Raw genomic sequence first — 19,985 nt, forward strand, 5'->3', positions numbered from 1 at the left:
ATCTGGTAGCGCCGGGCCGTGCCCGGCGACACGCAACGTATCCGCGCTGCGCGCTCGCCGGGCGTGGCCCGGCGCTACCGATTACCGGTCGGCAACACCTGCTTCACGCGTTCGATGCCCTGCCACGGATTCCCCTTCAGGCGCTTCGCCCGGGCCAGCGCCTTCTGCATCGGGAACGCATCGGCGGCGCTCACCTTTGCCAGTTCTTCCCAGCGCAACGGCACCGCCACGCCTGCTGCCTCGCGCGCGCGTAGCGACCACGAACACACGCTGGTGGCACCGCGCGTGTTGCGCAGCCAGTCGATGAAGATCACGCCCTCGCGCTTGGCCTTGCTCATGGTTGCCACGTAGCGATCGGGCTGCTCCAGCGCCATCGCCTGCGCAAATGCTTCGCAGAAGGCCTTGGCCTGTTCCCAGCCGGCCTTGGGCTGCAGCGGTACCACCACGTGCACGCCCTTGCCGCCGGACAGCCGCACGAAGCTCTGCAGGCCGACCTGCTGCAAGCGGTCGCGCACCTCGCGCGCACCCGATTTCACCTGCGCCCAGCTCACGCCGTCACCGGGGTCGAGGTCGAACACCAGCCGGTCCGGATGCTCGGGATCCTCGACCGTCGCGCCCCACGGGTGCAGCTCCAGCGTGTTCATCTGCACCAGCTGCAGCAGCCCGCGCGCATCATCGATGTACACGTAATCCTCGCGACCGCTCTTCTGCTGCAGCGGCACCGCATGCACGCCATCGCCCAGGCCGGGGCCATGGTGTTTCTGGAAAAAGCAGGCCTTGCCGACGCCGTCGGGACAGCGCAGCAGCGACAGCGGGCGGCCGGCGATCTCCGGCAGGATCCAGCGCGCCATCTGCTGGTAGTAAGCGGCCACATCGCCCTTGCTGAGCTTCTGCTTCGGGTACACCACCCGCTCGGGATGGCTGATGGCCACCGCCGCATCATCGCGCTCCACCGCCTTTGCCACGCCCAGGTCCTCCCTGCGTTTGTCGCTGCGCAGGCGCTTGAAGCTGGCCTGGCGCAGCAGCCCTTCCTTGCCCCAGCCACGGAACGCGATTTCGGCCACCACCACCGGCTTGACCCAGCGCACGCTGGCCGCGCGGAAGGGAACATGCGCGGGCAGCTCCAGCACCGCTTTCTTCACCGCCAGCGGCGCCAGCGCGCTGCTCAGCGCCTTCAGCCCCGCATCGTCGAAGCCGGTGCCGACCCGGCCGACGTAGCGCAGCCCACCCGCATCGGGCGTGGCCAGCAGCAGCGAACCGAAGCCGACCCGGCTGCCCTTGGGCGCCGTGTGGCCGATGATGATGAACTCGTCGCTGTCCTCGTGCTTCACCTTCACCCAGCTGCGCGCACGGCTGTTCACGTAGGGCGCATCGACCTGCTTGCTGACGATGCCTTCGAAGCCGGCATCACCACTGGCGGCAAACACTGCCGGGCCGTGGTCGACCACATGGTCGCTGAAGGCCAGCGTGCCCGGCTCCGGGCCGATCAGGGCCTTCAGCAGCGCCTTGCGTTCCCGCAGCGGTGCGCGGCTGATGTCCACGCCGGCCACACCGGGCAGGTCGAACACGATGTAGCGCAGCGGCTGTTTCGAGCTGCCATCGATGACACGCTGCAGGGCGGCGAAATCGCTGCGTCCCTGTGCGTCGAGGACCACCAGTTCGCCATCCAGCCGTGCATCGTGCACGGGCAGCGCGCGCACGGCCTGGGCGACTTCGGGAAAATCACCGGTCCAGTCCAGGCCATTGCGCGAGCGCAGCTTCACCTCGCCGTCGTGCAGGTCGGCCAGCAGGCGGTAGCCATCCCACTTGATCTCGTGCAGCCAAAGTTCGCCGTCCGGCGCGGTGTCGCGGTGATCGGTCAGCTGCGGCTTGAAGCCACGCGGGTAGGGCTGGTCGCGTGCACCGGCCAGCTTCAGCGCGCGCGCACGCCAGCGCGCCTCTGCCTTGCGTGGGGTCGCGCGCGCGGCCTTCTTCGCCCGCTTTGCTGCAGCCCGGGGTGCAGGCATGGCGTCCTCCAGAAGATCATCGGCCTCGGCATCGCGCGCATCGGCATCATCGCGCTTGATCAGCAGCCACTGCACCTGGCGCCCTTTCATGGCCGTGCGCACCAGCTTCCAACCGCCACTCAAGCGCTGCCCGTGCAGCACGAAGTCGATCTTGCCGGCGGCCAGTGCCTGCAGCGGGTCGCCTTCGCAGGCCCAGCTGCCGTGGTCGAACACCTGCACATGGCCGGCGCCATAGTGGCCTTCGGGAATATCCCCTTCGAAGCCGGCGTAGGACAGCGGGTGGTCCTCGACCTCCACCGCCAGGCGCTTCTCGCCCACCCGCAGCGATGGGCCTTTGGGCACCGCCCAGCTCTTCAGCACGCCGTCCATCTCCAGGCGGAAATCGTAGTGCCGCGCGCTGGCGTGGTGCAGCTGGATGACGAACTGCGGCCGCCGCTTTGGATTGCCCGCGGCCGGGCCATCATCCGGCTCCGGCGTCTGCCCGCTGCCACCGCCCAGGCGGCGCTTGCGACGGTACTGGTGCAGCGACATGGCTCAGCCTGCCTTGCGGCGCGGCGCGGCCTTCTTCGTCGCCTTGGCTGTCTTGGCCGCGGTCTTCTTGGCGGCTTTCTTCGCAGCCTTCTTCGCCGGTGCCTTGCGCGTCGCGGTCTTCTTCGCCGGCGTGCGTTTGTTCGCGTCCAGGCTCTTCTGCAGCAGCGCCATGAAGTCCACCACGTTGGTGCTGGCGTCCTCGTGCTGCACCGGCTCCTCTTCCACCTGGGTGGTGCCGCCCTTGGTCTTGATGCGCTTGTTCAGCACCTGCTGCAGGCGTTCGCGGAATTCATCGTGGTACTGCGAGGGGTCCCAGTCGGCGGCCATCGATTCGATCAGCTGCCCGGCCATCGCCGTTTCCTTGGCAGTGATGCGGTAGTCGGACAGGCTGCCGGTCGGCAGCTTGTAGTCTTCCGGATCAACCAGTTCCTGTGGGTAGCGCAGGATCATCAGCACCAGCGCGTGGCCCTGCGGCATCACCGCGCACAGGTATTCGCGGGTACGCACCACCACCCGCGCGATGCCGGCCTTGCCGGTACCGCGCAGGGTTTCGCGCAGCAGCACGTAGCCCTTCTCGGCCTTCTTGCCGGGCAGCAGCAGGTAGGGCTTCTCGAAGTAGCGCGGATCGATCTGGGTGGCATCGACGAACGTTTCCACCTCCACCGTTTCATGGCTTTCCGGCGCGGCCGAGCGGATATCGCCTTCTTCCAGCACGACGTAGCTGCCCTTGTCGTACTCGTAGGCTTTGACGATGTCCTTCCACGGCACTTCCTCGCCGGTATCGGCGTTGACCCGCTCGAAGCGGATCGGCTTGCGGTCGCGCGAATCGAGCATGCGGAACTGCAGGTCGACCTTGCGTTCGCCGGACATCAGCGACACCGGTACGTTCAGCAGGCCGAAGGAGAGGGTACCGGTCCAGATCGGGCGGGCCATGGCGCGCACCTGCATTGCGGCGGGGCGGCCAGCTTCGGACGCCCACCGTGAAACGGCCGTGTCGGCCCCGTGCAGGCCGGGTGGCGCGGGGCGGCCGGGTTACTGCAGCAGGGGCCGCACCGCCGCCGCCGGAATGTGGTCCAGCGCGCGCCAGGCGTCCTCCACCACCGGGCGTGCCTGCAACCAGCCCAACCGCGACTGCCCACGCATCTGCTCCCAGTGCGCGGCCAGTTCCTCGCCGGTATCGGCGTCGCCGCCGCGCGGCCAGTCAGCGGCGTGGGTGGTCAGGGCAAAGGCGTACACCGGGCACAGGTCGCGCCAGTTGCGGTGGCCGTTGGCGCGGCGCCGCTCGTAGTCGTTGAGCATGTACTGCAGGTAATCCTGCGCCACCGCCTGCGGGTCCTCATGGCGGCGCGCGCGGCGCAGGGGCGTGCGGGCGCCGAGCGGGTCCAGCAGGGCGTTGAACACGGACGGGGCGGGGCGTTCAAGACGGGCCATGGCCGGCTCCTGCAGCAGGGCGGGTGGGCAGGAATACCGGCGGTGCCGTTATCCAGCCGTGACAGAGATGTTCATGACGCGGGGTTCGCGGCGGCTTTACCTCTGCCGCGCTGTAGTGGAGCCCCCCGCCAACGCCAGGTATTCGCCATGTCCAACCGTGACCCGCTGCGCCAGACCCACGCCCCCGTGCCGGGCGAATCCCGTGCCAAGCACGATCTGGCCGATGCCGAGGACCGGGGCGCCGGCATGCAGGTGCCGCACGAAGATGCGCTGCCGGCCGTCCATCACCCCGAACAGGCCGCGCAGGACCGCAAGGACTGCGGCGACCGCCACCGCGGCGGCCAGGAAAGCCCGCTCAAGCGCCGAGAGCGCAAGCAGCACGCCAGCGACAACCAGGACCAGGCACTGGAAGAAACTTTCCCGGCCAGCGATCCGACCTCGCCGTTCGTGCCGGCCAAGGCACCGGATTGAGCTTCCATTGACGGTAGTGCCGGCCGCTGGCCGGCAGACACGCAATGCGGATGGATGGCGTGTTGCCGGCCAGCGGCCGGCACTACCCGCTGCGGGGCAGGGTGATCCGCACGCACAGCCCGCGTCCGCCCGGCCCGTCCTCCAGCGCAAGCTGGCCGCCATGCGCCTGCACGACGGCCACCGCGATGCTCAGGCCCAGCCCGGTGCCACCATGGCGCGCGCTGCGGGAAGCCTCCAGGCGCTGGAAGGGCTGCAGCATCCGCTCCCGCTGTGCGGCCGGTATGCCCGGGCCCTGGTCGGCGATGCTGATGTGGATGGCCTCGGCATCGCCCCAGGCCTCGACCTGCGCGCCGCCGCCATAGCGCCCGGCGTTGTCCAGCAGGTTGGCCAGCGCACGCTTCAGGCTGCGCGGGAAGCCGGGGTAGGCCACGCCCACCCGGCCCTGCAGCTGCACGGCATGGCCGGCCTCGCATGCGTCCTCCACCACGGTGCGTAGCAGGGCATCGATGTCGATCGGCTCGCGGTCGCCGCGCAGCTGGGTGGCACTGCTGTAATCAAGGATGGAATCCACCAGCTCCTGCATGTCGTCCAGGTCGGCACGCCAGCGGGCGCGTGCGGCCTCGTCGGCCAGCAGTTCGGTCCGCAGGCGCAAGCGGGTCAGTGGCGAGCGCAGGTCGTGCGAGACCGCTGCCAGCAGCTCCTCGCGGCCCTGCGCGGCCTGCTGCAGCTGCTGCTGCATCTGGTTGAAGGCCTGTGCGGCCTGGCGCACCTCGCGCGGGCCCTCCAGCGGCAACGGGGGTGCATGCAGGTTGCGGCCCAAGGCCTGTGCGGCAGCGCCCAGCCGGGTCAGCGGCCGGGTCAGCCAGCGCACCACCAGCAGGGCCAGCAGCACGATCAGCAGGGTGCGCAGGCCGTAGATGCGCAGCAGGTAGTCGCCCAGCGCATGGGCCGGCTCCAGCTGCAGGCCGGCCTGGCCTTCGCGCACGTCGAACTGCAGCCAGTTGCCCTGGGCACTGCGCACGCGCAGCTGGAACTGGCCCGCGACGTGGCGCGCCGACAGCACCTTGTCATCCTCCCGGCCCTGCGCGTCGTACAGCCGCAGGCGCTGCAGGTGCAGCTCGCGCGGCATGCCCAGCTCGCCCTGCAGCGAAGCGCGCAGCAGCTGTTCCACCGCGCGGTCGCGCGGGCGCAGCGAAACATGGCCGCTGTCTTCCACCGCGCGCACCGTCAGGTCGGCCGTGGACAGCACGGCGGGGTCGGCACCGGCCAGCGGCGAGGCCGGCGCCTCCAGCAGGCGCAGTGTCTGCGCGACATGCGCGGCAGCCAGCCGCGCGGGGATCTCGGCCACCCGCTCGTAGCGGGCGTCATGCCAGACGGTGCCGGTCAGCAGCTGTGCCAGCAGCATGCCGGCCACCAGCACCAGCACCAGCCGCCCGTACAGCGTGCGCGGCCAGCCCAGGCGTGCCTCAGCCATCGGCCTGCACCGGGCCGGCCAGGCAGTAGCCCCGGTTGCGCACGGTGCGGATCAGCAGCGGCGCGCGGCTGTCATGTTCCAGCATCTGCCGCAGCCGGCTGATGCACATGTCGATGCTGCGGTCGCTGGGCATGCGGTCGCGGCCGTACACCTGCTCCACCAGGAAATCGCGCTCGAGCACCTCGTCGGGATGCCGCAGGAACAGCTGCAGTGCGCTGAAGTCGGTCTCGCCCAGCAGGTGGCGGCGGCCATCGTCGGCCTGCAGCAGATGGGTGCGCGGGTCCAGGGTCCAGCCGGAGAAGCGCACGCGTGCCACGTCCGCCGTGGGGGCCGTGGCCGCCTGCACGGGCGCCTGCCGCCGCAGTACCGCGCGCAGCCGCAGCAGCAGCTCGCGCGGGTCGAACGGCTTGGCCATGTAGTCATCGGCGCCTTGTTCGAGGCCGAGGATGCGGTCGGCCGGGCGGCCACGCGCGGTCAGCATGATCACCGGCAGCGCGGTCTGCTCGCGCAGCTGCTGGCACAGGTCCAGCCCATCCTCGCCGGGCAGCATCAGGTCCAGCACCACTGCGTCGAAGGTCCCGGCCGCCAACGCCGCGCGCATGCCATCACCATCGCCGGCGACGACGGTCTGCAGTCCCTGTTGGCCGAGGTACTGGGCGAGCAGGGCGCCGATCTCCGGATCATCATCGACGACCAGGATGCGGGCGGACGGGGGTGGGGACTCGGGCATGGACGCATCTTCCCAGATGCAGCACCGGCCTGCAGGGCTGCAGGCCGGTGCCACGGCGGCGCTTAGAAGCGCGCGCGGATGCTGAAGGTAGTGGTGCGCGGCTCGCCGAAGATCAGCCCGTCGTAGAAGCCGTACTGGGTGTAGTACAGCTTGTCGGTCAGGTTGTTCACGTTCACCGCCAGCTGCACGGTGTCGGTCAGGGCGTAGCGCGCCATCAGGTTGACCAGGGTGTAGCCGCCCATCGGCAGGTTGCTGGCGTCGTACTTGCCACCGCCCAGCGGGCGCCCCGGGTTGGTCGACATCACCGTGCCGCTCTGCATCGACAGGCCACCGCCCACGGTCAGCTTCGACAGCGCACCGGGCAGGGTCCAGGAGGTGTTCAGGCGCAGCAGGTGGCGCGGGTCCTGCTGGTAGGACAGGCCATCGACCTGCAGCCAGGTGTAGCCGGCATACACGTTCCAGCCCTGCGCCAGGCGCCCGGAGACTTCCAGGTCGGCACCCTTGGACACCACGCCGTCCACCGCGCGGTAGATGTTGAAGCCGGTCACCGGATGCACTTCGCCAGTGCTCTCGGCCACGTTGTTCTGCTCGTTGCGGAACACGGCCAGGGCAGCATTCAACGCACCGTCGGCCCATTCGCCCTTGATGCCGGCTTCGTAGCTCTTGCCGGTCACCGGGTCGAGCAGGGTGTCGTTGGCATCGCGCACGTTGCCCTGCGGGCTGAACACATCGGTGTAGCTCACGTAGGCCGAGTAGTTCGCCGCGAAGTCCCACACCAGGCCCGCGTACGGGGTGACCACCTGCTGGTCGCCCGTGGCAGCACCGCGGGTGCGCACGTCGGCCTTGGTGTAGACCTGGTTGTAGGTCTTGTAGTTGCTCACGCGGGTGCCCAGCACCAGCGACAGCGGCTCGGCCAGGCTGAAGCGGCCGGCCAGGTAGCCGCCCACGTTCTGGGTGATGGTCTTGGTGCGGGCCGGGGTGCGGAAGGTTTCGTACGGCGCGTAGCTGCCGTCCCAGGTGCGCCAGTCATCGATCGGCAGGCCGACCGCACGGTACTGGCAGCCACTCCACGGGGCCACGCCGCCGATGGTGCAGTTGCCCAGTGCGGCGCTGAAGGCGTAATCGGTGATCTCGCTGCGGTAGCCGTTGAAGCCGGCCATCAGCTGGTGCTCGCGGCCGAACAGCTGCAGCGGGCCGCTCACGCTGATGTCCAGGTTGTCGCGGCGGGTTTCCGATTCGTTGTGGATGGCGTTGAGGAAGGCGCCGCTGCCATCGGGGTTCCAGAAGCCGGCAAAGCCCTTGCCCGGGGCCGCGTTGTTGACCTTGGCCACGCCGTAGTTGGTGTAGCTCTCGCCGCTGTCATGGGCGAAGGCCACGCGCAGCTTCCAGTCCGCGCCCAGGCCCTGTTCCACGCTGCCGAACACCGAGGTGTTGTCACGCTTGGCCACGCTCCAGTCGGCGGCCGGGTTGGTGCTGCGCGGCAGGTGGGTGCGGGTGCCGTCGGCCCACCAGATCGGCACGTTGCTGCCCCACGAGCCACCGCCGTTGCGGGTGCGCTCGTACTGCACGCCCAGGTTCACCACGGTGGCGTCGCCCAGGTCGGCCTCGAAGCTGGCCAGGCCGCCCAGGCGCTGCAGGTCCTCGCGCTGGCGGAAGCTGTCCGAATCCTCGGCACTGACCACGAAGCGGCTGCGCACGCGGCCATCGGCGGTCAGCGGCACGTTGACGTCGCCCATCAGGCGGCGCTTGTCATGGCTGCCCAGGATCAGCGAGGCGGCCCCGCCGAACTCGCGGGTCGGGCGCTTGCGCTCCAGGTAGATGGTGGCCGACGGGTCGCCGGTGCCACCGAGCAGGCCGTTTGCGCCGCGCACCACCTGCACGTGGTCGTACAGGTCCATGTTCAGGCCCGCGCCGCCGCCGCTGAAGCTGCTGGCGCCGTTGATCAGCATGCCGTCGACCTTGAAGTTGCCGATATCGAAGCCGCGCGCACGGAAGGTAGTGCGGCCGGCGTTGTCCAGCGAATAGGTGGTGATGCCGGTGGTGCTGGTCAGCACGTCGTTGATGGACTCGATCTGCAGGTCATCCATCTGCTGCCGGGTGACCGTGGTCACCGACTGCGGGGTCTGGCGCAGGCTCAGGTCCAGGCCGATGGCGGCCTTGCTGATCGGCAGGGTGTAGCTGTCCGCCTGCGACTGGCGGCGCGCGGTCACTTCCAGGCCATCCAGGGTGGTCGGGTTGGCATCGGCCGGTGCTTCGGCATGGGCCGCCAGCGGCAGCGCCAGGACGACAGCCAGGGCAAGAGCGCGTCGGCCGAGGGCTGACGGGCACGGCAGGGCAGCGCGCGGCAGGCCCGCGCGGGTGAGGGCATCGGCAGTCACAGGGGGAGTCCTTGTCGGAGATTCAAATGGGATCGATTCCCATTTGCGTCATGATAGCGACGCGCTCCGCGTTACCGGTTCGTGAAGATGTAAGCGTATGTAACGCAGCGCGTCCGAATCGGTCAGCGCCACGACCATTGCAGGCCCACGCTGGCGCGCCGGTCCGGGCCCGGTTCGTAGAAGCGGCCGTTGCCATCGTTGACGATCACCGAGCCGATGTAGGCCTGGTCCAGCAGGTTGTCCAGCCGCGCGAACGCGCGCAGGTCGCCACCGGACAGGGTCCACTGGCGGCCGGCTTCCAGGTTCAGCACCGTGTAGCCGGGCGCGCGCTCGGTGGCCAGGTCATTCACCACCGTGTCGCTGCTGGCATTGGCTTCCAGCGCCCACTGCCAGTCGCCGGGCGACCACTGCAGGCGGGCAAAGGCCTGCTGCCGCGGCACACCGGGCAGCCGGCTGCCGGCCGCCACCACCGTGTTGGGCACGCGGCAGCCGCTGCCGCCGCAGGTCAGGTACGGCGAGCGCACCTGCGCCTGCAGCCAGGTCCAAGCCAGCTGCAGTTCCCACTGCTCGGCCAGGGGCTGGTGGTACTGCAGCTCCACACCCTGGCGGCGGGTGCGGCCGATGTTGCGGTAGGTGCTGCGGCCATTGGTATTGCTGGCAACGGCCAGCTCATCGTCGGTAACGGCACGAAACACGCTGACATCGAGCTGGGTTCCGCTCTGCGCATGCCACTTGCTGCCGACCTCGATGTTGCGGCTGCGCGCGGCCGACAGATCCAGCGCCAGGCCGGCCTGGCCGTCGCTGCGGTAGCCCAGTTCGTTGAAGGTGGGGGTCTCGAAACCGCGCCCGACGGCCGCGTGCAGGCGCCACTGCGGGGTCGCCTCGAAGCTGACCCCGGCCACCGGCGTGGTCGCCTGGTAGCGCCGGCGGCCACTGTCGTCCGGGTTGCTGGCGGTGATGTAGCGGTCATCCGATTCGAAGCGCACGGTGCTGTGCCGCAGCCCGGCCAGCAGCGACCAGCGCGGGCTCCACTGCCACCACGCCTGGGCGAACTGGTCGAGGTTCTGCACGATGTCGATCTGGTCGCGGCGCTGCCGTCCGCGCACGCCCAGGGTGCTGCCGACGAAGTTCTCGTAGCCGGTACGGTGCTGGCGCTGGCGGTCGGCGCTGATGCCCGCCACCACGTCCAGCGGGCGTCCGGCAAGATCGCCGTTCCAGCCCCAGCGCGCGTCCATGCCGCCATAGCCGCCGTCCAGGTCGATCACCCCGCCGGCGTGCAGCGGGTTGGCCTGCGCGGTGGGCGGGATCGGCAGGAACTGGGTCACCGCGCGCTGCCCGGCGTAGCCCATCAGCTGCCAGCGCTGGGCGCCGCTTTCGCGCGTCCAGCGCAGCCCCGCCTGCTGCTGGCGCACCGATTTGCGCGTGTTGTACTGCTCGGCCACGGCCGTGGCCTGGCGCGGGTTGGCCGCCACCTGCGCGCGGGTCAGGCCCAGCGGGTCCTGCGCGTCGGGCGCATCAAGTGCGTTGAGCAGCAGTTCCAGGCGGCCGCCGCCCACTTCAGCGCCGAGCCGTGCGTTGAGCGATTCGCGCCGCGCCCGGCTGTGGTCGCGCCAGCCGTCGGTGCGGAAGTGGTTGGCCGCGATGTTGTAGTCCACCACCGGGCCGGCACCGCGCAGCTGCGCCCCGACGCTGAGGGTGTTGTCGGCCCCGGCGTTCACCCGCAGCCGCCACGGGTCGCCGGCCTTGCCCTGCGCGCTCCATACCTGCAGCACGCCGCCGGAGGAGTTGCCGTACAGGGCCGAGAACGGCCCGCGCAGCACCTCGATGCGCTCGGCGCCCAGCAGGCTCGCATGCGAAAGCTGGCCCTGGCCGTCGGGCATGGTGGCCGGCACGCCATCGATCAGCACCCGCACGCCGCGCACGCCGAAGGTGGAGCGCGCGCCGAAGCCGCGGATCGACAGCTGGGTGTCCTGCGCATAGTTCTGCCGGTCACGGGCCAGCACCCCCGGCACCCCGGCCAGCGCCTCGGACACCTGCACGCCCGGCCCGCTGCGGTCGTCGCCCACCCACACCGTGTCCTGGCTGGCCGGCAGTGCGAACGGATCGATGCCCTGCACACGCGCGGCCTGCACTTCCACGGTCGGCAGCTGCTGCGGGGCGTCGGTCTGCGCCAGTGCCGGCAGCGGCAGCAGGGCGATCAGCAGGGGCAGGCGGTGGGGCGCCAGGGGCTCGTTCATCGTTCAGCTATACGCACGGCGGGGAAACAACACGGCATGGTACGGGCTGCAGCGTGACGATGGCCGCCGCGCCGGTGGCACGCTTTGTTACGATGGCAGGGCTGCGGCCGACGGCCGCCGCTTCACGACCCGCGCTTCTTCTCCCCCTCAAATAGAACGAGTACCGCCGTGTCCTTCTTTGCAAACGTGGAACTGGTCCCGGGCGACCCGATCCTGGGCCTGACCGAGGCGTACAACGCCGACAGCCGCCCGACCAAGGTCAACCTGGGTGTGGGCATCTACTACGACGAGAGCGGCCGCATTCCGCTGCTTCGCGCCGTCAAGCAGATCGAGCAGCAGCTCGCCACCGAAGCCAAACCGCGTGGCTACCTGCCGATCGACGGCCTGCCTGCCTATACGCAGGCGACCCGTGAGCTGGTGTTCGGCAAGGACTCGCCGCTGCTGGCCGCCGGCCGCGTCACCACCGCACAGACCGTCGGTGGCAGCGGTGCGCTGCGCGTCGGCGCCGACGTGCTGAAGAAGCTGCTGCCGCACGCCACCATCGCCATCAGCAACCCGAGCTGGGAGAACCACCGCGCCGTGTTCGGTGCCGCTGGTTTCGACGTGGTCGAGTACACCTACTTCGACGCCGCCACCCATGGCGTGGATTTCGACGGCATGCTGGCCGACCTGCAGAAGCTGCAGGCCGGCACCGTGGTGCTGCTGCACGCCTGCTGCCACAACCCCACCGGCGCCGACCTCACCGTCAGCCAGTGGAAGCAGGTGGCCGAGGTCCTGAAGGACAAGCAGCTGTTCCCCTTCATCGACATGGCCTACCAGGGCTTCGACAAGGGCATCGAGCAGGATGGCGCCGCCGTGCGCATCATCGCCGAAGCCGGCATCGACAGCTTCATCGTCGCCAACTCGTACTCCAAGTCGTTCTCGCTGTATGGCGAACGCGTGGGTGCACTGTCGATGGTTGCCCCGACCGCCGCCGATGCGAAGGCCGTGCAGTCGCAGGTCAAGCGCGTGATCCGCACGATCTACTCCAGCCCGTCCACCCACGGTGCCGCGCTGGTGGCCGGCGTGCTGACCAATCCGGACCTGCGCGCGATGTGGGAGCAGGAACTGACCGAGATGCGCGAGCGCATCCACGCCCTGCGCCAGGGCCTGGTCGAAAAGCTCGCCGCCGCCGGTGCCCCGCAGTTCGCCTTCATCAACGAACAGGCCGGCATGTTCTCCTACTCCGGCCTGAGCCGTGAGCAGGTCGACCGCCTGCGCGACGAGTTCGGCATCTACGCCGTCGGCACCGGCCGCATCTGCGTGGCCGCGCTGAACCAGAACAACCTGGAATACGTCGCCAAGGCCGTGGCCACCGTCGCCAAGGGCTGAAGCAACGCCGCAAGGTACTGAAACAAAGGCGCCGAAAGGCGCCTTTGTTTTTGCTCTGCCTTTGATATCCGCCCCGCGCTCGCGGCGAACCCTGAAGCGCGCGGGAGGGGGAGGCGATGCAGGACCGTTGGCGCCATGGATGGCGCCATCGAGCTTACAGGGACGTACTTGCAGCGTGTCCTGCATCGTCTCCCCCTCCCGCGCGCCTCGAACAAGAGAACGCGCCGCACAGCGCAACGCCCCTGTAAACGATTTCGCCTCAAACCAATCACGCACGCGCCGCGCACAGCAGCGACAATAGGCGTTTTCCCGCTGCCGAGACCTGTCCGCTCATGTCCCGTACTTCGTTGACCCGCTTCCTGATCCAGGAACAGCACGCCGGCCGCATCAACGCCGACCTGCGCCAGCTGATCGCCGTGGTCGCCCGCGCCTGCACCAGCATCTCCATCGCCGTCAGCAAGGGCGCCCTCGGCGGCGTACTCGGCGAAGCCGGCACCGGCAACGTGCAGGGCGAAGCACAGAAGAAGCTGGACGTCATCAGCAACGAGATCCTGCTGGAAGCCAACGCCTGGGGCGGCCACCTCGCCGCCTGCGCATCGGAAGAGATGGACCACAGCCAGCCGGTGCCGGACATCTACCCGCGCGGTGATTTCCTGCTGCTGTTCGATCCCCTCGATGGCAGCTCCAACATCGACGTCAACGTCTCCGTCGGCACCATCTTCTCGGTGCTGCGCTGCCCGACCAACGTCGAACTGCCGGGCGATGAAGCGTTCCTGCAGCCGGGCAGCAGGCAGATTGCCGCCGGTTACTGCATCTACGGACCCAGCACCCAGCTGGTGCTCAGCGTCGGCCACGGCACCCACGCCTTCACCCTGGACCGCGAGACCGGCGAGTTCGTGCTGACCACCGAGAACATGCAGATTCCGGCGGCCACCCAGGAGTTCGCCATCAACATGTCCAACCAGCGCCACTGGGAAGCCCCGATGCAGGGCTACGTGCAGGACCTGCTGGCCGGCAAGGAAGGCGCGCGCGGCAAGAACTTCAACATGCGCTGGATCGCCAGCATGGTCGCCGACGTGCATCGCATCCTCACCCGCGGTGGCATCTTCATCTACCCGTGGGACAAGAAGGAACCGGACAAGGCCGGCAAGCTGCGCCTGATGTACGAAGCCAACCCGATGGGCCTGCTGGTCGAGCAGGCCGGCGGTGCCGCCTCGACCGGTCGCGAGCGCATCCTCGACATGCAGCCCAACCACCTGCACCAGCGCGTGCCGGTGTTCCTCGGCTCGCGCGAGGAAGTGGCCGAAGCGGTGCGTTATCACCAGGAGCATGACGCGAAGACCGTTTGAAGGCGGCCATCCCTACAGCGGTCATGGCAGTACGATGACATGACCGCGGGGTGACAGCAGCGGCGGCAAACGGCACCATCAAGCCCTTGCCGCCGAAGGATTGCACGCATGCACGAGCCGGGCCCGGTCGATTTCATCGAAGTCATCCACAACGCCGTCCCCAGTGACGTCTGCGCCGCCATCGTCGCCCGCATGCGCAACAGCCAGGGCCTGAAACCCGGTGCAGTAGGCAGTGGCGTATTCCCCGAACTCAAGCACAGCAAGGATCTGCGCATCAGCGGGCTGGATGCCTGGCGCGATGTGGACAACGCGCTGCAACAGGCGGTTTTCGCCGGGCTGCAGACTTATCTACGTCGTTATCCACAGGCACTGATTGCACCGTTGATGTTGCAGATCCAGGACAGCAACGGCCAGCCGCGCCGACTGTCAGCTGAGGATTTCCCCGACATGGCACCGGAGCAGCTGGCCGAGCTCGCCCGCACCTGCCTGCGCCCCGGCGCCATCAACCTGCAGTGGTACGCGGCGGGCGAGGGCGGTTACCCCTACTGGCACTGCGAGCTGTACCCGAAGGATGCGCAGGCGGAGACGCTGCACCGGCACGTGCTGTGGACGCTGTACCTCAACGACGACTTTGAAGAGGGCGAGACCGAGTTCCTGTTCCAGGGCCGCAAGATCGCACCGCGCACCGGCAGCCTGCTGATTGCACCGACCGCGTTCACCCACACCCATCGCGGCAACCGGCCGCAGGGCGGCGACAAGTTCATCGCCACCAGCTGGATCCTGTTCCAGAGCGCGCAGAAGTTGTTTGGCGGGTGAGGCCGGACCTGCTCGACGCTACCGTGGGCGGCGGCGATGGAGAATCATGCCCGCCACTGCACCGAACAACGCGATGCCAAGCCAGTAGATGTTCTTCATGTCATGTGCGCATGGGTTCGGATACATCGACTTGAACCAGTAGGCGTATCTGTTCCGCATCCATGATAGGTACAGATTGATACCGCTCAGCTATCTGGCGGGTCCAAAGGACCCCCAGAGATTGTCGTTGCCTCCTTGCCAAGCATTGAGCTTCTCGACAGGGATTTCCTTGAGTTGACAGGTGAACTGGAGATGGAAGGAACGGTCTTCTTTTCGATAGCTGTTCCACCCAACAGCCGTCACTTTGACTTCAATCCGACTATCGCCCTTGTGCGGCTGATGTAGTTCGACGTCCGCTGAATCGGACAGCCAGTAGTCTCCCTTGTGCGCGAAGCCCGCGCTGCCACTTGTGAGACGTGCATCCACTACCTCTGGCGTCCCTTCCGGCGAAGGCTTGTACCCCTTCAGGCTGCCGGTGATCTTGGTGTATTGCTGGGAATCGATCACGCCCGGCGAGTCCGAGAAGAGGCGCAATAAAAGGAGGGTGTCCGTGCCCTTGCGCACCCTCTGGCCTGTATTTGCTACCCACAGACGCTGTTCGAACTCGTCCAGGCCGGCCGGCATGTCAGTGACGACCGTGGCCTGCGGAACGACGATGCATTCGTGCAATTGACGTGCGTGGACCTGCTGCGCTCCGAGCGCGAGAAGGAAACAGGAACAGGTCACATGGATAAATGTCTTCATTGTGCGCACTCACAAAGCGTGGCGTTTCGCGAGTGGAGATACATCCCCGGCATCCAGGTCAGAACGCCCTGCGCGATCAGCGCCGCAATGCCCCAGAACCATTGCGCTGTCAGGATGCTGGCAACGAAGATCAGTCCCAGAGGCGCCATAGCCACTTCCGATCCACAGCTGCTGCAGCGGGTGCAGGTCTTCCTTTCGATTGCCTGGTAGATCGGAAACCTCTGCCCGGCTGCCCTGCAGGCCGGGCAGGAGAAGGTGAACGGCAATCTCATTTCTACGTCCCGGTTCCAAACACCAGTGAAAGGCCGGCATCAGACCAGCGGCAACAAGCACCAGCGCCGGCAGACGTCTCGGGTGCCTCGCGGACTGTGGCGTGGAAGCGAAGCATTCGACTCTATTCTCCTGGTGCCACTTGTTGCGCTCCTTCTCTGTATACAAGCTGCAGCAGAAGCACGAGGACTTCAAACACCAGGTAGGTCGCGCCAAGCGCTGCCAGGTAACTCCATCCGCTTGCTACACCAGGACCACAGTACGCTCCAGCAAGGCACCCGAAGAGCGGCCGAAGGATCTGAGCTTCGACCAGCAATGCAGCGGCCGCGATAGCGAGCTTCGCGGCTACGGATGATGCCTTCCTGAGCATGCTCCCTCGAACGCTGCGGAGATCGCGCAGGATTCTCATGACACGTACCGGAAGGATACCAACGGCACCTGCGCCGATGAGTCCAAGAAGATAGATCAAAGCGGTGGGTATCACCTGGCCCATATGCTTCCCTTGAGCGCGATTCCAGTGGTCCAGTCAAGCGGATGTCCAGATGTCCTTGATGCAAGGTCGAAGCGACGAATACAGCAGAAGGTATCAGCCTGGCTCCAACTGCCTTTTTGAGGGATGCGCCTCTACAAAGGGAGAGTCATCGGCATGCGGCCTCCCCTCCCACGCACCGAGTTCGGCGATGTTCGCGCTGCCGGCCTTGATTGCACGATGGATGCTGACAGGAACATTGCAGTCTCCGGGCCAGTCCAAAGGGCTTGCGAGCGTGAACGTCGCCCGCAACGAAACCTCAACACGGTGACGCTCGACTGCGTCGACGGTGACCTCACCCGTAGCGGCCGTGCTGTAGCAGCCACTCTTGCCTGCAAAAGCGCTTGCTCCGTTGCTGAAGAACGCGCGTACTCCCTGCTCTCCGATAGTGAAGACCTGCCCGACACGCGGGGATTCGGGAAGTACTACCGTCAGCTTTGAGAAACTCGAACGGTCGGCATTCCAGGTACGCTCGAAGTCCCTCACAGCGACGACGGTTTGTTCACCATCGGAGATTCTGTGGCACGAGAAGGGCAAGCTTCTCGTATCAAAGTCAAGGCACGTGTCTTCAATCGATGACGCATGGCTGACGAAGAACGCAGATCGATCCGCTGCGGCGGCTGCCGTCGGAAGCCAAGCCAGCATCGCCAACGTAATGGATCGCGCGTGCAATCGACTGAGTACGATCACACCCGCCTCCTTGTAGATCTGCGCATGGGGCCCTCATTGCATCGCCCTCCGCGTGAGTTGTTCGGGGGGTGACGTGTTCGTAGTGTCGAGCTTGCTCGACGGCTCTTTGTCGCGCGCTCAGTCGAGCAAGCTCGACTCTACAGGGCCAGCGCTGCGCCCACGGCGATCAGCACGATCACCAGAACGGGTACTACGTAGCGCAGCAGCACGCGGTTGAGGCGCTCGGCCGATCGATCGTCGTCCTGCACGCGCTGCAGCAGCGTCTGCCGGTCCAGGTAGCAGCGGTCGGTCGCCACGACCTCGACCAGGCCGTCGTCGATCATGTCGTACAGCACCTCTTCCAGCTCCACATCGAATGCGGCCAACGGAATCGAGGTCGCCTGCGAAAACGCCTGCCGCTGCTCGAAGTACTCCAGCACCTGGCGATGCTGCGCCTGCATCCAAGGATGGGTGTTGGCAGCGGAGGCGGCGATCGCCGCGGCAAGTACACCATCGTTCACGGACATCTCCTGTCCGGCCCTTCATGGGCCTCGCCCCGATTCTTGGCCGAAGCGGGGCGCCACGTCCACCCCGTAGAGTCGAGCTTGCTCGACTGCCTTCAACATCCGTCGAGCAAGTTCGACTTTATGGGAATCAGAACAACGACCCCTGTGGCGATTCCTTCCGCGGCGGCAACGGCTTCTGGAACCGGCTGCAATCCAGCTTCGGCCAATGGCTGTTCTGCGCGTTGAACCCAAGACGCTTTCGCGCCAGCTTGAACCGGTTGTTCAGCAGATCCGCATACACGCCCTGGCCGCGCATGCGCGTGCCGAACTGGCTGTCGTAGTCCTTGCCGCCACGCAGCTGCTGGATGGTGCTCATCACGTGTGCAGCGCGATCGGGATGATGCGTGTTCAGCCAGTCGCGGAACAGCGGCGCTACCTCCAGCGGCAGGCGCAGCAGCACGTAACCGGCGGTGCCGGCGCCGGCATCATGCGCGGCTTCCAGCACGGCCTCCAGCTCGCTGTCGTTGATCCACGGAATGACCGGCGCCACCATCACGCCCACCGGAATGCCTGCCTCGTGCAGGCGCTTCATCGCGCGCAGCCGCGCGTGCGGTGCCGACGCGCGCGGTTCCAGCTTCGCCGACAGGTGCGGGTCCAGCGAGGTCACCGAGAAGTGCACGCTGACCAGGTTCTCTGCGGCCAGCGGTGCCAGCAGATCGATATCGCGCTCCACCAGCGCATTCTTGGTGATGAGCGAGAACGGATGCCTGGTCTCCAGCATCACTTCGATCAGCTGGCGGGTCAGCTTGAGCTTGCGCTCGATCGGCTGGTAGGCATCGGTGTTGATGCCCAGTGCAATCGGCTGTGGCACATAGCCGGGCTTCGACAGTTCCTTGCGCAGCAGTTGCGGTGCGTTGGTCTTGGCGAACAGCTTGGTCTCGAAGTCCAGGCCCGGCGACAGGTTCAGATAGGCGTGCGAAGGCCGGGCGAAGCAGTATGAGCAGCAGCACTATATGTGTTCGAGGAAAAGTGTTCAGCACTGCGTCCCCTACGGCGGCTTCCCTACAGACTACCTGCGGAGTTCCGTCCTCTTGCATTCCAGCCTAGGGCGGTAAAGGGTAGGTTAGCGGGGCATTGCGGCTACCCCCAGACTTGAGGCTCCGCGAGCAGGCCAGTTCAGGATGAATTCTTCCTGCTCCGCTGTCTCCACTGCACCAGGCCGCACCGAGCGCACCTTAGCGATCGCATCGATGCCGTCTAAAGCGCAGCCCGTGTCAATGAGAAGCATCGACGCGACGGTCCCCGCCCGCCCTAGGCCTCCTTTGCAGTGCACCACGATCCTGCTTCCGGACAAGAGCTCGGCGGCGAGCTGGGGTCCTGTGGATTGCCATGGCAGAAGCAGCCGTGCATCAGGAGCCGCACCATCCTTAATCGGCAGGCCGTGCCACATCAAGCCATGCGCTTTGGCACGTTCTGCCAAGGAGGTAATTCGTAGCTCTTCGAACTCCCACGGTTCAATCAACGTGATCAGATGCTGTGCTCCCCACGCAACTATCGACGCTAGATCGATATCCAAGTCTCGGGCCCAAGACCCCGTCATTGCGACGTCCTGATGCTTTCCCGGTGCAAAGGTGACGCCGATCGCACCGCCATTGATCCCGATGGGCATGGTCGCAATCTGCAGTGGATGGGAGCTACTTGTTCTGCTCACCGGCGCTCTCCGAAATCAATGAACCCATTGGGCGGGAAGCGAACGCTGCGCCCTTTTAATCTGAAAGTCCAACGGTGAGCCTAGTGGTGCGGATTGGGTCTGGCTGAATCCCAGAAGCAGCGCAGAATTGCCCAACGCCTGGGAGAGGAGCCAAGCCCCATTCGACGTTGGAACGAGCATGCGGGACGGCGTTCCAGAGAGCAGTGAGGCCTAGGCCCAGCCTCGCCGCGTCTTGAGATGCACGCTTATCGATCGTCCGCTTGCCGCCGCTACTGAATCGTCCAGGGAGAGATGGCGACGTCCCCCCAAGATTGAGTAGCTCGGCGGTTTGGAGTCAAATCCTCAGCGACGAGATTGGACGTGAAGAAGCGCCTTTCCGAAGAACAGATCATCGGCTTCCTGCGTGAGGCCGAGGCGGGCATGCAGATCAAGGACCTATGTCGCCAGCATGGCTTCAGTGAGGCCTCGTACTACCTGTGGCGCAGCAAGTTCGGAGGCATGAGCGTGCCCGGCGCCAAGCGGCTCAAGGACTTGGAGGCCGAGAACACACGCCTGAAGAAGCTGCTGGCCGAGCAGGTGTTCGAGAAAGACGTCATCAAGGATGCGTTGCGAAGAAAGTGGGACCGCACCGGCGCGCAGGTTGCTGGTGCGGAGCGTGGTCGATAAGCCACGCCAACGGCTAAGGTTGTCCAACCGATGTCCATGGCCGGATCCTAGCACCGC

Annotated in this window: 16 protein-coding genes and 2 pseudogenes; 5 read left to right on the top strand and 13 right to left on the bottom strand. The window is 66.9% G+C overall.

What is annotated here, in order from left to right:
• Positions 1–74: 74 nt before the first annotated feature.
• The 3 genes from ligD to AC3WL7_RS05695 all read right to left on the bottom strand — a co-directional run bounded on the left by ligD (position 75) and on the right by AC3WL7_RS05695 (position 3,968).
• A complete protein-coding gene (gene ligD / locus AC3WL7_RS05685; RefSeq protein ID WP_492749641.1) occupies positions 75–2,537 on the bottom strand; it encodes a DNA ligase D in 2,463 nt (820 codons plus the stop codon).
• A 3-nt stretch (positions 2,538–2,540) separates the two neighbouring features.
• On the bottom strand, positions 2,541–3,470 hold the full coding sequence (gene ku, locus AC3WL7_RS05690; RefSeq protein WP_492749642.1) for a non-homologous end joining protein Ku: 930 nt from the start codon (positions 3,468–3,470) through the stop codon (positions 2,541–2,543).
• Between the two features lie 99 nt (positions 3,471–3,569).
• Positions 3,570–3,968 carry a hypothetical protein gene (locus AC3WL7_RS05695; RefSeq protein ID WP_492749643.1) on the bottom strand — a complete coding sequence of 133 codons (399 nt, stop codon included), beginning with the start codon at positions 3,966–3,968 and terminating at the stop codon, positions 3,570–3,572.
• A 147-nt stretch (positions 3,969–4,115) separates the two neighbouring features.
• Between AC3WL7_RS05695 and AC3WL7_RS05700 the strand changes: the two genes are divergently transcribed.
• Positions 4,116–4,439, top strand: a complete 324-nt coding sequence (locus tag AC3WL7_RS05700; RefSeq protein ID WP_108745596.1) for a hypothetical protein — start codon at positions 4,116–4,118, stop codon at positions 4,437–4,439.
• Between the two features lie 82 nt (positions 4,440–4,521).
• Here the strand turns inward: AC3WL7_RS05700 and AC3WL7_RS05705 are convergent, their stop codons facing one another.
• From AC3WL7_RS05705 to AC3WL7_RS05720, 4 genes are all read right to left on the bottom strand, one after another.
• Positions 4,522–5,913, bottom strand: a complete 1,392-nt coding sequence (locus AC3WL7_RS05705) for an ATP-binding protein (protein WP_492749644.1) — start codon at positions 5,911–5,913, stop codon at positions 4,522–4,524.
• A complete protein-coding gene (locus AC3WL7_RS05710) occupies positions 5,906–6,643 on the bottom strand; it encodes a response regulator (RefSeq protein ID WP_492749645.1) in 738 nt (245 codons plus the stop codon). Before AC3WL7_RS05710 ends, AC3WL7_RS05705 begins: the two co-directional genes overlap by 8 nt.
• A 62-nt stretch (positions 6,644–6,705) precedes the next feature.
• Positions 6,706–9,021, bottom strand: a complete 2,316-nt coding sequence (locus AC3WL7_RS05715; protein ID WP_492749646.1) for a TonB-dependent siderophore receptor — start codon at positions 9,019–9,021, stop codon at positions 6,706–6,708.
• A gap of 122 nt (positions 9,022–9,143) precedes the next feature.
• On the bottom strand, positions 9,144–11,258 hold the full coding sequence (locus tag AC3WL7_RS05720; protein WP_492749647.1) for a TonB-dependent receptor family protein: 2,115 nt from the start codon (positions 11,256–11,258) through the stop codon (positions 9,144–9,146).
• A 168-nt stretch (positions 11,259–11,426) separates the two neighbouring features.
• Here AC3WL7_RS05720 and AC3WL7_RS05725 point away from each other — a divergent pair, with 168 nt between their 5' ends.
• From AC3WL7_RS05725 to AC3WL7_RS05735, 3 genes are all read left to right on the top strand, one after another.
• Positions 11,427–12,629, top strand: a complete 1,203-nt coding sequence (locus tag AC3WL7_RS05725) for an amino acid aminotransferase (RefSeq protein ID WP_200732570.1) — start codon at positions 11,427–11,429, stop codon at positions 12,627–12,629.
• A gap of 332 nt (positions 12,630–12,961) precedes the next feature.
• On the top strand, positions 12,962–13,978 hold the full coding sequence (locus AC3WL7_RS05730) for a class 1 fructose-bisphosphatase (protein WP_079224491.1): 1,017 nt from the start codon (positions 12,962–12,964) through the stop codon (positions 13,976–13,978).
• Positions 13,979–14,086: 108 nt separating this feature from the next.
• Positions 14,087–14,794 (top strand): 2OG-Fe(II) oxygenase, encoded by a 708-nt coding sequence (locus AC3WL7_RS05735; protein WP_313419962.1) that lies wholly within the window; start codon positions 14,087–14,089, stop codon positions 14,792–14,794.
• A gap of 189 nt (positions 14,795–14,983) precedes the next feature.
• Here AC3WL7_RS05735 and AC3WL7_RS05740 read toward each other — a convergent pair whose 3' ends face one another.
• From AC3WL7_RS05740 to AC3WL7_RS05765, 6 genes and pseudogenes are all read right to left on the bottom strand, one after another.
• Complete coding sequence (locus AC3WL7_RS05740; RefSeq protein ID WP_492749648.1) at positions 14,984–15,577, bottom strand: hypothetical protein; 594 nt, start codon at positions 15,575–15,577, stop codon at positions 14,984–14,986.
• The gene (locus AC3WL7_RS05745; RefSeq protein WP_492749649.1) at positions 15,574–15,849 is read right to left on the bottom strand and encodes a hypothetical protein; all 276 of its coding nucleotides are present in this window, start codon (positions 15,847–15,849) and stop codon (positions 15,574–15,576) included. Before AC3WL7_RS05745 ends, AC3WL7_RS05740 begins: the two co-directional genes overlap by 4 nt.
• A gap of 584 nt (positions 15,850–16,433) precedes the next feature.
• Positions 16,434–17,066: a hypothetical protein gene (locus AC3WL7_RS05750; protein WP_492749650.1), complete on the bottom strand. Its 633-nt coding sequence runs from the start codon at positions 17,064–17,066 to the stop codon at positions 16,434–16,436.
• 137 nt (positions 17,067–17,203) lie between these two features.
• Positions 17,204–17,566 carry a hypothetical protein gene (locus AC3WL7_RS05755; RefSeq protein WP_492749651.1) on the bottom strand — a complete coding sequence of 121 codons (363 nt, stop codon included), beginning with the start codon at positions 17,564–17,566 and terminating at the stop codon, positions 17,204–17,206.
• Positions 17,567–17,699: 133 nt separating this feature from the next.
• Positions 17,700–18,554, bottom strand: a pseudogene (locus AC3WL7_RS05760) (PA0069 family radical SAM protein); the annotation flags it as partial.
• A gap of 120 nt (positions 18,555–18,674) precedes the next feature.
• Positions 18,675–19,220, bottom strand: a complete 546-nt coding sequence (locus AC3WL7_RS05765) for a cyclin-dependent kinase inhibitor 3 family protein (RefSeq protein WP_313270294.1) — start codon at positions 19,218–19,220, stop codon at positions 18,675–18,677.
• Positions 19,221–19,682: 462 nt separating this feature from the next.
• On the opposite strand from AC3WL7_RS05765, the pseudogene AC3WL7_RS05770 reads away from it, so the two are divergent.
• Positions 19,683–19,926: pseudogene (locus tag AC3WL7_RS05770) on the top strand (transposase); the annotation flags it as partial.
• Positions 19,927–19,985 lie beyond the last annotated feature (59 nt).

The sequence above is a fragment of the Stenotrophomonas sp. FW305-3-2-15-E-LB1 genome, from assembly GCF_058787375.1.

Bases quoted from the DNA above. Each gene is read 5' to 3' on its own strand.
- AC3WL7_RS05695 (WP_492749643.1), bottom strand. From the start codon at position 3,968: ATGGCCCGTCTTGAACGCCCCGCCCCGTCCGTGTTCAACGCCCTGCTG.
- ligD (WP_492749641.1), bottom strand. From the start codon at position 2,537: ATGTCGCTGCACCAGTACCGTCGCAAGCGCCGCCTGGGCGGTGGCAGC.
- AC3WL7_RS05720 (WP_492749647.1), bottom strand. From the start codon at position 11,258: ATGAACGAGCCCCTGGCGCCCCACCGCCTGCCCCTGCTGATCGCCCTG.
- AC3WL7_RS05735 (WP_313419962.1), top strand. From the start codon at position 14,087: ATGCACGAGCCGGGCCCGGTCGATTTCATCGAAGTCATCCACAACGCC.
- AC3WL7_RS05710 (WP_492749645.1), bottom strand. From the start codon at position 6,643: ATGCCCGAGTCCCCACCCCCGTCCGCCCGCATCCTGGTCGTCGATGAT.
- AC3WL7_RS05740 (WP_492749648.1), bottom strand. From the start codon at position 15,577: ATGAAGACATTTATCCATGTGACCTGTTCCTGTTTCCTTCTCGCGCTC.
- AC3WL7_RS05730 (WP_079224491.1), top strand. From the start codon at position 12,962: ATGTCCCGTACTTCGTTGACCCGCTTCCTGATCCAGGAACAGCACGCC.
- AC3WL7_RS05705 (WP_492749644.1), bottom strand. From the start codon at position 5,913: ATGGCTGAGGCACGCCTGGGCTGGCCGCGCACGCTGTACGGGCGGCTG.
- AC3WL7_RS05745 (WP_492749649.1), bottom strand. From the start codon at position 15,849: ATGAGATTGCCGTTCACCTTCTCCTGCCCGGCCTGCAGGGCAGCCGGG.
- ku (WP_492749642.1), bottom strand. From the start codon at position 3,470: ATGGCCCGCCCGATCTGGACCGGTACCCTCTCCTTCGGCCTGCTGAAC.
- AC3WL7_RS05700 (WP_108745596.1), top strand. From the start codon at position 4,116: ATGTCCAACCGTGACCCGCTGCGCCAGACCCACGCCCCCGTGCCGGGC.
- AC3WL7_RS05765 (WP_313270294.1), bottom strand. From the start codon at position 19,220: ATGCCCATCGGGATCAATGGCGGTGCGATCGGCGTCACCTTTGCACCG.